Below are 13,228 nucleotides of genomic sequence, written 5' to 3'. Positions count from 1 at the left end.
CTCCCTCTTCCAGGAAAGCTCCCTATTCTTGAAGACTCAGTTTCGAGATGTTTGTGCGGTGTGTTGGGGCTACGGAGGATGACTCGCTTTCCGCGGGAGCGCGGTGAGCGTCCTGTGGGGTCTCATCCTGCATTTTTTCCCGCAGGAGTCTCGCCATCCCCCTCCGCCCCTTTGCCATATAAGTATCTCGAAACCACTTCCGGAAAAGGAAGCTTTTACTCCTAAAGAAAGTGAAGCAATGTGGATTAACCACCGCTATTCTCAATGATTAAGCCTGTTATAGAGCTCTTTATCACTATAGATTCAGGATTTGTGAAAAACACTCACACTCGGCAAAGGGAGTCGTTTATCACTTTAATCGTATGGGGTGGTTGGGAAGCTGCGAGACTCCCGTGGGAGAAAGGAGATCGGCGAGATCCCGCAGGGCGTAGCTCGAGGAAGCTCGGCACTCCCCCACAGGAAAGTGTTCAAATGCGGAATCGACCTGGTAGACACGACTGGCATAAGCAGCACAGCAAAGGAATGTGCCCTTTCATTCCTTTGCTGTGCTGCTTATGACGCGAGTGTCTGGGCGATGGAGCTAGATGAGTAGCTTCCCAGCCACCCCTAACGCTAAGCTAAGCAAACGACCCCCGAAAAGTCTGGAACTGAGTCTTCAAGAATCCTGCCATTTACTTTAATAAGGAGAAATAAAAAAAGATGCCAGTGTACGCTGGCATCAGACCGTAGGGAAATTTTCCATGGCGTGGTAAACCATGTACCTCGAGCTTTCGTGAACTCTCAGTACTATAAAGTATGCCTGTGTCCTCTCATTGCCTTGGCATTTACCTAGTATTTTTACAAACTATGAAGATTCTTAGAATAATAGGCAACTATACAAGCACTCTCTATGAATAGCCATAGAATGTATAGAAAAACAAAGAAGGAGATGTTTTAATGAGTTGTAAAGGAAAAGATAACAGCTGCGTTCGCGATGTGATCAAAGAAATCATCAAAGCTCAAGATGAAGTGGCTGCTTTGATGGATAATGGGTGTTGTGATGTCAGCTGTGAGCGTTCCATCCGTGATTTGCTTTCACCTGCTGATGAAACTCCACGTAACACTACTGTTCCATTCATTTTGTACTGCAAAGACTGCAAGCCATTCGTCGGAAGTGGTGTCATTCGCAAGCAACTGGGAATGTCTGAAAACACATTTCTTGATTGCCTAAGCTCTCCAATTTTCAGAGCTAAAAAATTCACGAATGATGGAAAATGCGTGAAGCTGGAGCTTTTGATCCCTGTGACAATGGGAGGATCACAACCAGAGAGATCCTGTAACGGAAAACATGTGTGTGACTATTTCCCAGGAAACTCTATCCGTAATCTTCGTGCGACAGGAGTCTGCATTACTGTAGACCTTGATTGCTTCTGCAGCATCACATGTCTAGAGCCTACTACTCCATTGATGGCGACACGCCAGGAAATGGACGACGCTATGTCTCAATTCGAAGATTAATTAAAAAACGTGCATGGAACCTTGTTCCTGCACGTTTTTTTACATAATAGATACACGGATCGGATAATAAGCGCGCGTAACTTCTCCATCTGTGTCCTCCCACTGGACCCCGATACGGTAAACCTTTTCTGAATCATCCAATCCATAGACTTCAAAACTGGTACCCTCTACAGAGGTGGTAGTAACGGAGTTGGTATCCATTTTATCGTAGAAGATCATATCTGGGTCTCTTGTAGAGAAACTCAATGTTATTTCTGTGGACCTTTGCAACTCATAATCTTTTATCTTCAGTTCTTTCTCCAATTGAGAAATGGACCGCTGCTCTTCAGAAACAGAACAATTTTTCTCGTGTAGGCAAACAACTTTACCCTTTAAAGAATACGACTCTCCTTTTACTTCTAAAGTAATTTCCTGGATTGCATCTTTGTTGAGCGCTTCCTGCTTATCATTTCCATTACTAAAGTAACTCACACTCAGAATGAATATTAATAGTGCGACAACCATGCTGTATTTTTTCATATGATTAACCTTTCACCACTGGATTCATCCCCCACCATCCGTTTCGCTTTCGAATGGTTACAATCTGTCCAATATGGTAAGCATTGTGCATGAATAAATTCGACAGGGTCTCTGCCCACATTTCAAGTTTTTCTTGACTACATGATAGAACCTCTTGTTTAAACATCGTCATGACCAGTTGGAAGTCAGCCACTCTTGTATGCCACTGCACTTGTCCGTGATTTTGAAACGTATCATAGTGGCGCGGGCGTTCAGCGACCTCCTCTCCGCGGAATCGACTTAAGTAACGTTCATTGTAAAAATAAAGATGATGCACAATTTCAGCAATAGAATGGTGCTGGTCATGCAGTTTCTCCACCGCTTGTGGTTCTTCCAATTCTCTTACGGCATAATTAAAACAGACAAACCAGCTGTTTTCATCATGAACAGATCTCAACTGTTCCAATAACACTTCTCTAAGAGCCATGTGAAACACCTCCTTGTTTGGATATTCCCTTTTTTAATAACCTTAAGTCAATCCTATTGGAAAGATTAGTTCTTCCATTTATAATGAAGATAAAGGATGATCCTCTCACATTCACACCTATAGAGGCTCATTTTATAGAGAGGAGCTTGCGAATGGAAACGAACCAAGCTTTACACGACTTTCTTCTCCATAAAGCGAAAGTTTTAACAGAAGAATGGTACAATTCATTAAATCAACATGATGTGTCAGGAGTATATGCATCCAAAGATTCGGAAACCGTCAAAAATCTAAAAGCACAAAATTATGAATTTCATAAATATATGCGTCAGCTTTTTATCCTTGACCGCGATGAATTCTTCAGCCAAATCAATGGGTGGATTATTGAAATTGGCAGAGACCCCAACCATTTAAATACACCAACACATGAAATCATCCGGGAATTCATGCGTGTTCGTGAACAATATCTGGATTTTCTGGAAGAGTTTATCCTCCAGCATGAAACCCCTGTTTCCCGAGATCTGGAAAATGAATGGAAACGTTTGTTAATTGAAGTCTTTGATGAAATCATGTTCAAGGTGTCAGAAGAAAAGTCCAACCAGCTGAATAAAAAGATTGATCACCAACGCACGGTGATCAACGAATTAAGTTCACCTCTTATACAATTATCAAACGACCGTGCCCTTCTCCCGCTGGTCGGTAATATCGATACCGAACGTGCTACATCGATTCAGGAGAACACCTTGAAAAATTGTACAGAAGAGAACATCGATGTTCTCTATATCGATCTATCAGGTGTTTATCTCGTCGACACCATGGTGGCTCAGCAGATTTTTCAATTGATTGATAGTTTACAATTGATCGGTGTTTCATCGACCGTTGTCGGTATTCGACCGGAAATTGCTCAAACAGCTGTGCAGCTCGGTGTCGATTTCAAAAATGTCACAACTACCGCGACGCTTTCCCAAGCGATGGCCGGTCAATCCTTTTAATCACCAGAGCTCCCTGCCAAGGGAGTTCTATTTTTTATTACTTCAATCATTCTCTTTAAAAAAGGAAGGGTATAGGTTTCATATCCCAGACACTCCTCGAGCCACTCCAAATGTTTTTCCATCATAACAGCCATTTGGCCTACAGCCTTATCATGTTCCTCTAATGAAACCGAGCGATAAACGTTCTCCATTTCCTGAACGTGAGCAGATGGAAGTGCATATGGGACAGTCTTCAAGCCAAGCTGCGCTCGATCCGGTGCGTATTTTTGTAAAAGAAGCTTCCCCACATTCACACCTATATCGTTAGCTACCTTTACAGCCCAAATGTCATTCCCACGATCAGCCGCTTTCTTGTATTGCAGGAAGAAGAAAGCAATGTCATCGACCGCATATAAAAAATCCTTTTCAGATAAATAGAGATTCTGATGAGATGTATGCTTTTCCATACGTTGTTCCGGATCATAGAGAACACGGAAAAAATCTTTATGTACGAGCGTTTCCTCAGTAACTGTAAAAAGGTCGACGTGCAGGAGATTTTCATATACAACAATAATTTGAGGAGCGATAATAAAAATATCATCATAGAAAATGATAGGCTGATAGCTTTGAAGGTGCTTTTTTCTATTATTCAAAAATGCTTCTTTGTCGGCCTCGTCAACCAGCACATACAAATCCACATCTGAGTGCTCATCTTCCTCTTCTCGGCCCATCGAACCCTTTAGAAAAACAGCCTTCACAAGATTATCTTTCTGCAAACTTTTCGTTATCGTATCTACTGCTTCTCTCTGTCTCATCCTACCCCTCCTAAAGATAAAGATTACATCATCATATAATAGAATGAATTTTTTGTAAAAGGAGTTTGAATATGCCTCGAGAAAAATCACTAGAACTTTTAAAGCTTGAATCTCTTCTTAATCGAATTTCCACCCATCATCCTCTCAGAGAAGAAATAGCAAACCGTCACGGCCGCTTGTCTGCCGGGCATTTTGGTGAAACAACTGCTGATCACTACATGGAGTACTTGCCAAGGAGATGTCTGCAGGATGTCAGGCTTCACGATGGGATCCAACCTTTACAGATAGACACTCTGCTTATTTCCAAGAAATGCTTGGTTATTTTAGAAGTAAAAAACTACAAAGGGGGACTCCATTTCGATCTTGACCAACAGAAACTCATAAGAACAATAGAAGGAAAAAGTGAAATATTTCAAGATCCCTTTATACAGGTAGAACTACAGAAATTTCAGTTGAACCGCTGGATCAAGAGGTCCGGCTTCCCCTCCATCCCTATCTACTCTTTCATAGTCATCGCAAACTCCAATGCCTCCCTTACCTTTCAAGGAGAAGACCTTAGTAAAAGAAAAAGAGTCATCTTCGTGAAACAACTACCGACTCACCTAACAACATTCATAGAAAGTTTTAAAGGAGAAAATGTGTGGACGGACGATCACTTGAATGAATTCTCATCACGGACTAAAGCAGAATATATCCCCTATGATTTGAATGTCATGAAACAATATGGCATTTCAAAAGATGAGCTTAATAGGGGAGCGCCGTGTCCCTCTTGCCGCATACTGGGTATGATCCGCCGCCGCGATCATTGGCTTTGTGGACAGTGTGGAACGAAATCTAAGGATGCGCATTTACATTTGTTAAGAGATCATCAATTACTGATTGGAGACACGATTACAAATGCAGAATTCCGTGCTTCTGCGGGGATCTGTTCCGTTAAGGTTGCGCGCACTCTCTTAAACCAATGTTGCTCCCACAACAACCGCCACTCCAAAGCAAGAATATATACGATAGATTTAATTAGGTAACTTTCAAGAGTCGTTAAGTCACTTTCGTTACTAGTTAGGTCACTTTAAATTCAGTTAGGTCACTTTGCGATCGCGTTAAGTCACTTTCGACCCACGTTAGGGCACTTTCCTCCCGTCCTCAGCACAAAAAAAGAAGGGAAACTCCTGAGAGTCTCCCTTCCGCTAAACATCTTACCTAATTTGGCCGGTACCCTTCATCAAGAACTTCACTGTCGTCAGTGCAGGAAGCCCCATCGGGCCACGGGCATGTAGTTTTTGTGTGGAAATACCGATTTCAGCTCCAAAGCCTAGCGCACCACCGTCTGTGAAACGTGTGGACGCATTGTGATAAAGTGCGGCAGCATCCACTAGTGCAAAGAATGTCTCTGCTGCTTCTGCATCTTCGGTCACAATCGCTTCTGAGTGTTTCGTACCGTAAGTTTCAATGTGTGCAATCGCATCGGTTAGATCATCCACAGCTTTCACGGCAATATCTGTGCTCAAATATTCGTTCGCCCAGTCGTCTTCACCGGCGAGTACAGAACCCGGAATAATATCCAGGATATACTCATCGCCGTGCACAGCAATGTTGTTTTCTTTCAAGGCAGCGATAAGTGCGTCTTTATTGTCGTTCAACCATTCTTTGTGGACAACGAGTGTTTCAGCAGCGTTACATACCGCCGGACGATCTGTTTTCGCGTTCACGAGAATGTTGATCGCTTTCTCAACATCGGCATGTTTATCCACATAGATGTGGCAGTTCCCAACACCTGTTTCGAGTACTGGTACTGTTGCATTCTCAACAACAGCCTGGATTAGCTTGCCGCCACCACGTGGAATGAGTACGTCAATGTGTTCTTTCATTTTGAAAAGTTCATTTGTTGCGGAACGGTCTGTAGATGCGATGAATTGTACCGCTTCTTTCGGAATCTTCGTTTCTTCAAGACCACGGTGCATGACTTCAACGATGGCCTGGTTTGAGTTGATCGCAGAAGATCCGCCTTTCAGTACAATCGCATTACCGGATTTCAAAGCCAGACCAGTTGCATCAACGGTTACGTTCGGGCGCGCTTCATAAATCATACCGATGACACCTAGGGGTACAGTTACCTTTTCAACTTGCAAGCCATTTTCAAGCGTCCAATCCGTCACCACTTGACCTGTTGGATCTTCAAGTTTGGAAACATCGCGTAAACCCTGAGCAAACTCAGCGACACGCTCTTGAGAAAGAGAAAGACGGTCCATAAATGCATCAGTGAAGCCTTTTTCACGACCGTTGGCCAAATCTTTCTCATTAGCAGCTAGAATCGTCTCGTATTCGCGTTCAAGTACATCAGCTAAGTGATTAAGCGCCTGGTTTTTCTCTTCTTCAGAAAGAATCATCAATTTTTTCGAAGCTTTCTTCGCTTCAATTGCTTGTGCTTCAACGTTCACATTCGTTGTTAGTGTCATCAAAGACCTCCTTGATTATTTTAAACACCTACGGGCAGGGCAACTTCTAAGTGGCAGACGAAATCTTTGCGTTCGATGGCTGCCTGTTCATATGATTCAAGTTCAGGTTCCGTCAGGCTGATCATTTTTTCCATCTCTTCAGAAGAGTAGTTGACAACGCCTAGTCCGATCTCATCTCCATCAAGTCCGTGAATGCGGACAACGGCACCTTTTTCAAAACGTCCTTTCACATGATGAACGTTCATAGGAAGAAGACTCTTCTTCATTTCAACGATCGATTCTTTGGCACGATGGTCGATAATAACTTCACCTTCAGGTCCAGAGTTGAAGGCAATCCACTGCTTCTTCTGGTCAAGGTTTTCAGAGTCTGTCGTTGTTTCAAAATACGTTCCTGTTGCATCTCCGTACACAGCATCATAAACGATGTTCGGTGTATTTGCCTTTCCTAAGAAGGAAGAGATGCCCGATGCCATAGAAATTTTGAAAGCGTCAATCTTGGACTTCATACCGCCTGTGCCGACTGCACTACCAGGGTCACCAGCTGCGGCTTCAATTTCCGGGGTAATTTCGTGGACTTTATCAAGTAGTTTAGCATCCTCATTCTTTCTAGGGTCTGCATCGTAAAGTCCGTCAATATCGGATAGAATGATCAATTGATCGGCATCGACAAGGCCTGCGACTTTAGCAGAAAGTGTGTCGTTATCACCGAATTTCAAACGATCGATCGTAATCGTGTCATTTTCATTGACGATCGGAATAATGCCGCGCTCAAGCAGGACATTAATCGTGTTACGTGCATTGTTATAGCGGTCTTCATCAGAGAAGTCGCTTCGAGTAATGAGGATCTGTGAACCCATATAACCGTGGGATAGGAAAAGATCGGAATAAGATTCCATCAACAATCCTTGGCCAATGGATGCAGCTGCCTGTTTTTCAGGTAAAGAGCTTGGGCGCTCAAGACAGCCGAGTTTACGATAACCTGCGGCTACAGCTCCTGAGGATACGAGTAAAACTTCGTGGCCGTCGTCTTTCAGTTGGACGACTTCATCTACTAATTTCTCTAATTTACGACGGCTAACTTCTCCGTGCATACTAGTTAGGGAACTACTCCCTATTTTAATAACTACCCTTTTTTTATCTTGACTCAACATATCACTCCTGTTTAACATTTTCGCATCGATTTACTTCGTTTATTTACTGCCTACAAGTAGTCCTTCAAGTTCTTTGCTCAATTCTTTCGAACGACTGGCTGCTCCTTTGATCGCTTCAGAGATGGCATAACCTCCGCCAGCCTGATCAAGAGCGTTCAGCCCTGCTGCTGTCGTACCATTCGGTGAGGTCACATTTTCACGTAGTTCTGTCGGGCTTTCATCACGTTCAAGCATCATTTTTGCTGCTCCAAGCAATGTTTGTGCTCCGATTTCACGAAGAGTTTCACGATCCATGCCTTCTGCACGGCCTGTTTCTTCAATGTGTTCCATCAAGTAATAGAAGTAAGCAGGTCCGCTTCCAGCTATTCCTGTAAAGACGTCCATTTTATCTTCTTCGATGATGAAAACTTCACCAATGGATTTCATTAATTCTTTCGCGACAAGTACATTGTCCATGTCCGCGAAACGTCCTGGTGAGATAGCTGTCGCTGATTCGCGAAGCATGCTTGACGTATTCGGCATGACACGGATGACCTGTTGTCCTTCGTTCAATCGTTCTTCCATATAAGATGTTGAGATTCCCGCAAGTACAGAAACAAGCACTTGGTTTGCTGTCAATTTATCTTTCAAATCGGCAAGTACTGCATCAATATCTTTTGGCTTCATCGCCAAAATGAACTGATCGACTTCTTGAAAGTTCAATTCATCTTTTAAAACTGTGCGTACGCCGTATTTATCATTGATTGTGTTTAAACGTTCCTGATTACTTCTATTGGTCACGATGATGTTCTCAGCTGGAATATTACCGGATTCCACCATGCCTGAAATCATCGCCTCAGCCATAGAGCCTGCACCTAGAAAAGCAATCGTTTGTTTAATCATATTGGGTTAATCTCTCCCGTTCGCATTTTTTGTTCGCTTTATTTAAGACGTTTTTCATCATAACACTGGGCAAAACTTATTCAAGGGGTTTTTGGCAAGTCGGGTCTATATACGCCAATTAGTTAGTGTAAACGGTTTCATGGAGAGGTATTTCCAATTCATCGCTTCTCATCGCAAATAATCTCGTCTCAGACATGTATTTGCGGGTTGAATTTTTAAGAAAAGCCGGAGAAAGCAAAATTGAGGGAATTATCAGACTTTATTTGTTCGTATAAACATATAAAAAAACCATCTGTTGAGGGTTCAACAGATGGTCATCCTTCATTAATGAAATGATTCAGTTTGGCCAGTTGCTGATTCAGTTCCCCAATGGGGACGAAGCGGGCTTTACGGAATAGTTCTTTCCCTTCGGAGTAAATCAAAACGGCAGGCACCGTCATGACAGAAAACTCTCCGGCCACTTGTGGAACTTCATCAGCGTTTACATGTCTTGATTCAATTTCAGGGTATTCCTTCAACAGGCTTTCCACTTGCGGAAGCAAACCATGGCAGACCGAACATCCCGGCCTGGAAACATACACTATTGAAAGTGGATGTTCATGAACAAATGCCTGAAGTTCTTCAATGTTGTTTACGGATTCCACTTTTCTCACCTCTGCTCCATTATATCAAGGAATAGATCAAAACGCCTGCAAGAGAACTTAATTCAAACGATCAGGGTGGACCTGCTGATGCTGCTTAGTCTCTACTTCTTTAAATAAATCTTCTGTAGGCGGTTTTTCAGTCGGCAACTGTGTAGCCTGATCGGGATTTAACATCTTTTTTAACGAAAGGATTTCCTGATATAAATCATCAATATCCTGCTTTGTCGCTGGTTTTTTTTGATTTTTCAACTCAAACCCGACCTGCCCATTCGGTTCCAGGGTCGCCGATTTAAGGTCATCAATAGAAGTGACATTACTCTGCCTTAATTTCATTTCAAGCTGATCGACAGTAAAGCGCAGCTTCTTAATATTTTTTTCATTCAGCTGTCCGTTTTCAATAATGGAAACAGACCGTCCTGTAAGAAAACGTTCCATAAAATCAAATTTCACCTGGCTGAATTCCATCACCATCAATGTAAGCACGAGCACTCCCCCCACGCCGAACGTCACCCATATACTTTTTCCAGCCACCGGTTGAATCAGTAAGGAACCAATCGCAATCATAATGACCGTCTGCGATAACGTCATTTGTGAAATGGACTTCCTGCCAGCAACCCGTAATATGATTGTACCGACAATAATAATGAGAACGGCTTTCCAAATCCAATCCATGATCAATCACCTCTCTTCGTATAATCACCTATTTAAACCAGGATATTCTCAAAGAAGGGATTGCAAAAGGAAATGCTTTCCGCTATAATTTTTTCAAATATAGAAATTCTAGGAAAAAGAGAGTAACTGTCTGGAACAGATCAGCGACTCAGGGGTGGTGGAAGCCTGAGCAGGATTTCAGTAGTGAAACGGACTTTTGAGAAGCTTTCCTGAACCATGGAGTAGGGAAAAGCCGGGGATGCCCCCGTTAACAACATCGAGTGGCTATACGATAGCTATAAGAGTGGTACCGCGAGCACAAACCTCGTCTCTTTATTTGAGACGGGGTTTTTTATTTTTATGGAGGTGTCGTTCATGGAAAAACAAATACTTGCCCTGCAGATCGCTCATATCCTTGGGGAAGAATATCCGCGAGAGTGGGTGCAGCAACTTATTGAAGTTCCCAAACAGCAGGACCACGGTGATCTGGCTTTTCCCTGCTTTCCGCTGGCGAAGTCTTTGAAAAAGAGCCCGGGACTGATTGCTGATGAGATTTCCAGCCAAATAAAACACCCGATTTTCAAGGAAGTACAAACAGTAGGCGGCTACATCAATATATTTCTTGATCAGGTGTTTGTCGCTGACCACGCCTTGAAGCAATTCTACCAAGAGCCGGAAGCCTATGGATCACATGAATTTGGAAAAGGAAAGACAGTCGTCCTGGATATGTCAGCACCGAATATTGCCAAACCTTTTTCTATGGGACATTTAAGATCAACAGTGATTGGAAATGCTCTCTCAAACCTTGCACAAAAATGTGGGTATAAGACAGTAAAAATTAATTACATTGGAGACTACGGCACCCAGTTCGGAAAACTATTAGCCGCTTACCTTAAATGGGGGGAAGAAGAAAGTCTCAAGCAGAATCCGATTCAAGAATTGACCCGCGTGTATGTGAAGTTCCACCATGCTTCGAAAGAAGATCCAGCATTAATTGATGAAGGAAGAGAATGGTTCAAAAAATTGGAGAATAACGATGAAGAGGCCGTCACTCTCTGGAAGTGGTTCAAATCCGTATCACTTGAAGAGTTTGAAGAAATTTATAAACTTTTAGGAATCACTTTCGACTTGACCCGTGGCGAAGCCTATTACAATGACAAAATGGGTGCCACCATTGATATGTTGCAGGAAAAAGGATTGTTGGAAGAATCGGAAGGTGCGCAAGTCGTACGCCTCGATGAGGAAAAGTTACCACCGTGCCTGATTCGAAAGAGCAATGGCACGACCATTTATGCCACAAGAGATTTAACAGCTGCGATTGACCGTAAGCAAACGTATGATTTTGATGAAGCCCTCTATGTAGTTGGGCATGAGCAAACCCTTCATTTCCAACAGGTTAAACATGTGTTGAAGAAAGCCGAGTTTTCCTGGGCTGATCAATTAAAACATATCTCATTCGGAATGATGCTGCAGGATGGCAAAAAGATGTCCACTCGTCAGGGGAAGACTGTTTTACTGAAACAAGCATTACAGGAAGCTATTTCAGTGGCAGCTAAAAATATAAAAGAAAAGAACCCTGATTTGGTGAACGCTCAAGAAGTCGCGGAACAAGTGGGGGTAGGGGCCGTCATCTTTCATGATCTTAAACACGACCGACGCAATGATGTAGAATTTTCTTTAGAGAACATGCTAACCTTTGAGGGTCATACAGCGCCTTACCTGCAATATACGTATGCGCGTACCGTCTCTTTACTGGAAAGAGGGAACTTTAATCCCAAACATCCTGTAACAGACGTCCACGCAGAAACCGCTTGGCCACTGATTAAAACTTTCCGCCTTTTCCCTGAAGTCATTGAGAAGGCCTATAAAGAATATGATCCATCCAAACTTGCGAGACACCTGTTAGATGTAGCGAGTCACTTCAATAAATTTTATGCCCATACAAAAGTGTTAGGAAGTGAGGAAGAACAAGCACTCCTCTCCCTGATTTATGCCGTGAACGTTCAATTGAAAGAAGGTTTAACCATTCTTGGAATTCAGGCCCCTGAGAACATGTAGCATAGTGAACTTTAGCACTTCCACCTTACTTCTATTATAATAGAAGTAACAAATGGGAGAGGAGCGCATCCTATGTACCCGATTTATTATGGACTTGCAATCATCGCCTCGTTAGCCGCACTGATTGGCACGATCATTATAGCCCGGCAAGTAACTAGACCGGAAAACACATCTTCACCAGAAGATGATGCCAAGCAGTTGAAGAACGCTGGAAGTGACACGGGGAGTATTCCGCTACTTACGACCATATACGCCATAACGTTTGTCATTACAGCCATTCTTATGTGGATTTTTATTTTTTAACATGTTTAAGGAGAAAGGGTGCGCCTTTTCTCCTTTTCCATTTCAGGATGGGGACTTTACAATCAAATCGGCTTGTCTTTCAGGATCCACCGTTGCGATGTAATAACCTTCCGCTTTCCAGTACCGTTCTTTAAATTTAGTGATCTTCTTACGCGTTCCCTCCCCTTCCCTTGAAAATCTTAATTCTCTTGAACACTGGAGATAGACCACAAAATCAAAAAATCTCCGCCATTCTTCCCTTTGTAGAAAAACGCCTTCCAAAATAACTAATCCACTCTCTTTTTCTAGTGCTTTAAATAATCCCCCCTTCAATGCTTGAACATCCCATTGGAGAAAATAATATTCGTACCATGACTCATATCCTGTGTGATACCTCTTTTCTCTTTCCACAACATAATCATCGATATGATACGTCACAACTGGAAGAGAGGCTTTCTGTAGTTTATTTTGAATTTTCTGCGTAAGCGTCGTCTTTCCTGAGCGACTCAAGCCATCGATTCCTAATATAAATCTTTCTCCTTCATTTAATGAAGGAAGTCTTCGAAGAATTTCCTCAACCACCATCTCTCCCTCCTTTCGCTTAATCTATTCAAGAATATGGCAGGATTGTGGAAGACTCAGTTTCGAGACTTTTCGGGGGGCGTTTGCTTAGCTTAGCGTTAGGGGTGGCTGGGAAGCTACTCGCTTTCCTGTGGGGGAGTGCCGAGCTTCCTCGGGCTACGCCCTGCGGGATCTCGCCGATCTCCTTTCTCCCACGGGAGTCTCGCAGCTTCCCAACCACCCCATTCGATAAGGAGGATAACGAACCCCTTTGCCAA

Annotated in this window: 14 protein-coding genes and 1 other annotated feature; of the genes, 5 read left to right on the top strand and 9 right to left on the bottom strand. The window is 43.0% G+C overall.

Features of this window, described 5'->3' with window-relative positions; all coding sequences use genetic code 11:
- The first annotated feature begins 936 nt into the window (after positions 1-936).
- Positions 937-1,497, top strand: a complete 561-nt coding sequence (locus GLW00_RS11580; protein ID WP_160914204.1) for a CotY/CotZ family spore coat protein — start codon at positions 937-939, stop codon at positions 1,495-1,497.
- 39 nt (positions 1,498-1,536) lie between these two features.
- On the opposite strand, the gene GLW00_RS11575 is transcribed toward GLW00_RS11580, so the two are convergent.
- Positions 1,537-2,016: a hypothetical protein gene (locus tag GLW00_RS11575; RefSeq protein WP_160914202.1), complete on the bottom strand. Its 480-nt coding sequence runs from the start codon at positions 2,014-2,016 to the stop codon at positions 1,537-1,539.
- A gap of 4 nt (positions 2,017-2,020) precedes the next feature.
- Positions 2,021-2,482, bottom strand: coding sequence for a DinB family protein (locus GLW00_RS11570; RefSeq protein WP_160914200.1), 462 nt, complete (start codon positions 2,480-2,482; stop codon positions 2,021-2,023).
- Between the two features lie 152 nt (positions 2,483-2,634).
- Between GLW00_RS11570 and GLW00_RS11565 the strand changes: the two genes are divergently transcribed.
- Entirely contained in the window at positions 2,635-3,471 is an 837-nt protein-coding gene (locus tag GLW00_RS11565; RefSeq protein ID WP_160914198.1) for an STAS domain-containing protein, read from the top strand.
- On the opposite strand, the gene GLW00_RS11560 is transcribed toward GLW00_RS11565, so the two are convergent.
- Positions 3,468-4,265 carry a nucleotidyltransferase domain-containing protein gene (locus GLW00_RS11560; RefSeq protein WP_160914196.1) on the bottom strand — a complete coding sequence of 266 codons (798 nt, stop codon included), beginning with the start codon at positions 4,263-4,265 and terminating at the stop codon, positions 3,468-3,470. The two genes, GLW00_RS11565 and GLW00_RS11560, sit on opposite strands and share 4 nt — an antisense overlap.
- 71 nt (positions 4,266-4,336) lie before the next feature.
- On the opposite strand from GLW00_RS11560, the gene GLW00_RS11555 reads away from it, so the two are divergent.
- Positions 4,337-5,290, top strand: a complete 954-nt coding sequence (locus GLW00_RS11555; RefSeq protein WP_160914194.1) for a nuclease-related domain-containing protein — start codon at positions 4,337-4,339, stop codon at positions 5,288-5,290.
- Positions 5,291-5,461: 171 nt separating this feature from the next.
- Here GLW00_RS11555 and GLW00_RS11550 read toward each other — a convergent pair whose 3' ends face one another.
- The 5 genes from GLW00_RS11550 to GLW00_RS11530 form a co-directional block, all read right to left on the bottom strand.
- The gene (locus GLW00_RS11550) at positions 5,462-6,721 is read right to left on the bottom strand and encodes a glutamate-5-semialdehyde dehydrogenase (RefSeq protein WP_160914192.1); all 1,260 of its coding nucleotides are present in this window, start codon (positions 6,719-6,721) and stop codon (positions 5,462-5,464) included.
- 20 nt (positions 6,722-6,741) lie between these two features.
- Positions 6,742-7,872 carry a glutamate 5-kinase gene (proB, locus tag GLW00_RS11545; protein WP_160914190.1) on the bottom strand — a complete coding sequence of 377 codons (1,131 nt, stop codon included), beginning with the start codon at positions 7,870-7,872 and terminating at the stop codon, positions 6,742-6,744.
- 39 nt (positions 7,873-7,911) lie between these two features.
- Complete coding sequence (gene proC / locus GLW00_RS11540; protein WP_160914188.1) at positions 7,912-8,754, bottom strand: pyrroline-5-carboxylate reductase; 843 nt, start codon at positions 8,752-8,754, stop codon at positions 7,912-7,914.
- Positions 8,755-9,068: 314 nt separating this feature from the next.
- Positions 9,069-9,398 (bottom strand): thioredoxin family protein, encoded by a 330-nt coding sequence (locus tag GLW00_RS11535; protein WP_160914187.1) that lies wholly within the window; start codon positions 9,396-9,398, stop codon positions 9,069-9,071.
- A gap of 57 nt (positions 9,399-9,455) precedes the next feature.
- The gene (locus tag GLW00_RS11530; protein WP_160914186.1) at positions 9,456-10,076 is read right to left on the bottom strand and encodes a DUF421 domain-containing protein; all 621 of its coding nucleotides are present in this window, start codon (positions 10,074-10,076) and stop codon (positions 9,456-9,458) included.
- A 95-nt stretch (positions 10,077-10,171) separates the two neighbouring features.
- Positions 10,172-10,385: a binding site (T-box leader), on the top strand.
- Positions 10,386-10,424: 39 nt separating this feature from the next.
- On the opposite strand from GLW00_RS11530, the gene argS reads away from it, so the two are divergent.
- A complete protein-coding gene (argS, locus tag GLW00_RS11525) occupies positions 10,425-12,107 on the top strand; it encodes an arginine--tRNA ligase (RefSeq protein ID WP_160914185.1) in 1,683 nt (560 codons plus the stop codon).
- Positions 12,108-12,179: 72 nt separating this feature from the next.
- A complete protein-coding gene (locus GLW00_RS11520) occupies positions 12,180-12,410 on the top strand; it encodes a hypothetical protein (protein WP_160914184.1) in 231 nt (76 codons plus the stop codon).
- Between the two features lie 42 nt (positions 12,411-12,452).
- Here the strand turns inward: GLW00_RS11520 and GLW00_RS11515 are convergent, their stop codons facing one another.
- Positions 12,453-12,974, bottom strand: a complete 522-nt coding sequence (locus GLW00_RS11515; RefSeq protein WP_160914183.1) for an AAA family ATPase — start codon at positions 12,972-12,974, stop codon at positions 12,453-12,455.
- Between the last annotated feature and the right edge of the window lie 254 nt (positions 12,975-13,228).

The organism is Halobacillus litoralis (assembly GCF_009856445.1).
GTDB classification, from domain to species: Bacteria; Bacillota; Bacilli; order Bacillales; family Halobacillaceae; genus Halobacillus; species Halobacillus litoralis.
This window is presented reverse-complemented; position numbering and strand designations above follow the sequence as displayed.

Bases quoted from the DNA above. Each gene is read 5' to 3' on its own strand.
- GLW00_RS11560 (WP_160914196.1), bottom strand. From the start codon at position 4,265: ATGAGACAGAGAGAAGCAGTAGATACGATAACGAAAAGTTTGCAGAAA.
- GLW00_RS11580 (WP_160914204.1), top strand. From the start codon at position 937: ATGAGTTGTAAAGGAAAAGATAACAGCTGCGTTCGCGATGTGATCAAA.
- GLW00_RS11570 (WP_160914200.1), bottom strand. From the start codon at position 2,482: ATGGCTCTTAGAGAAGTGTTATTGGAACAGTTGAGATCTGTTCATGAT.
- proB (WP_160914190.1), bottom strand. From the start codon at position 7,872: ATGTTGAGTCAAGATAAAAAAAGGGTAGTTATTAAAATAGGGAGTAGT.
- GLW00_RS11515 (WP_160914183.1), bottom strand. From the start codon at position 12,974: ATGGTGGTTGAGGAAATTCTTCGAAGACTTCCTTCATTAAATGAAGGA.
- GLW00_RS11520 (WP_160914184.1), top strand. From the start codon at position 12,180: ATGTACCCGATTTATTATGGACTTGCAATCATCGCCTCGTTAGCCGCA.
- GLW00_RS11575 (WP_160914202.1), bottom strand. From the start codon at position 2,016: ATGAAAAAATACAGCATGGTTGTCGCACTATTAATATTCATTCTGAGT.
- GLW00_RS11565 (WP_160914198.1), top strand. From the start codon at position 2,635: ATGGAAACGAACCAAGCTTTACACGACTTTCTTCTCCATAAAGCGAAA.
- GLW00_RS11550 (WP_160914192.1), bottom strand. From the start codon at position 6,721: ATGACACTAACAACGAATGTGAACGTTGAAGCACAAGCAATTGAAGCG.
- GLW00_RS11555 (WP_160914194.1), top strand. From the start codon at position 4,337: ATGCCTCGAGAAAAATCACTAGAACTTTTAAAGCTTGAATCTCTTCTT.
- proC (WP_160914188.1), bottom strand. From the start codon at position 8,754: ATGATTAAACAAACGATTGCTTTTCTAGGTGCAGGCTCTATGGCTGAG.
- argS (WP_160914185.1), top strand. From the start codon at position 10,425: ATGGAAAAACAAATACTTGCCCTGCAGATCGCTCATATCCTTGGGGAA.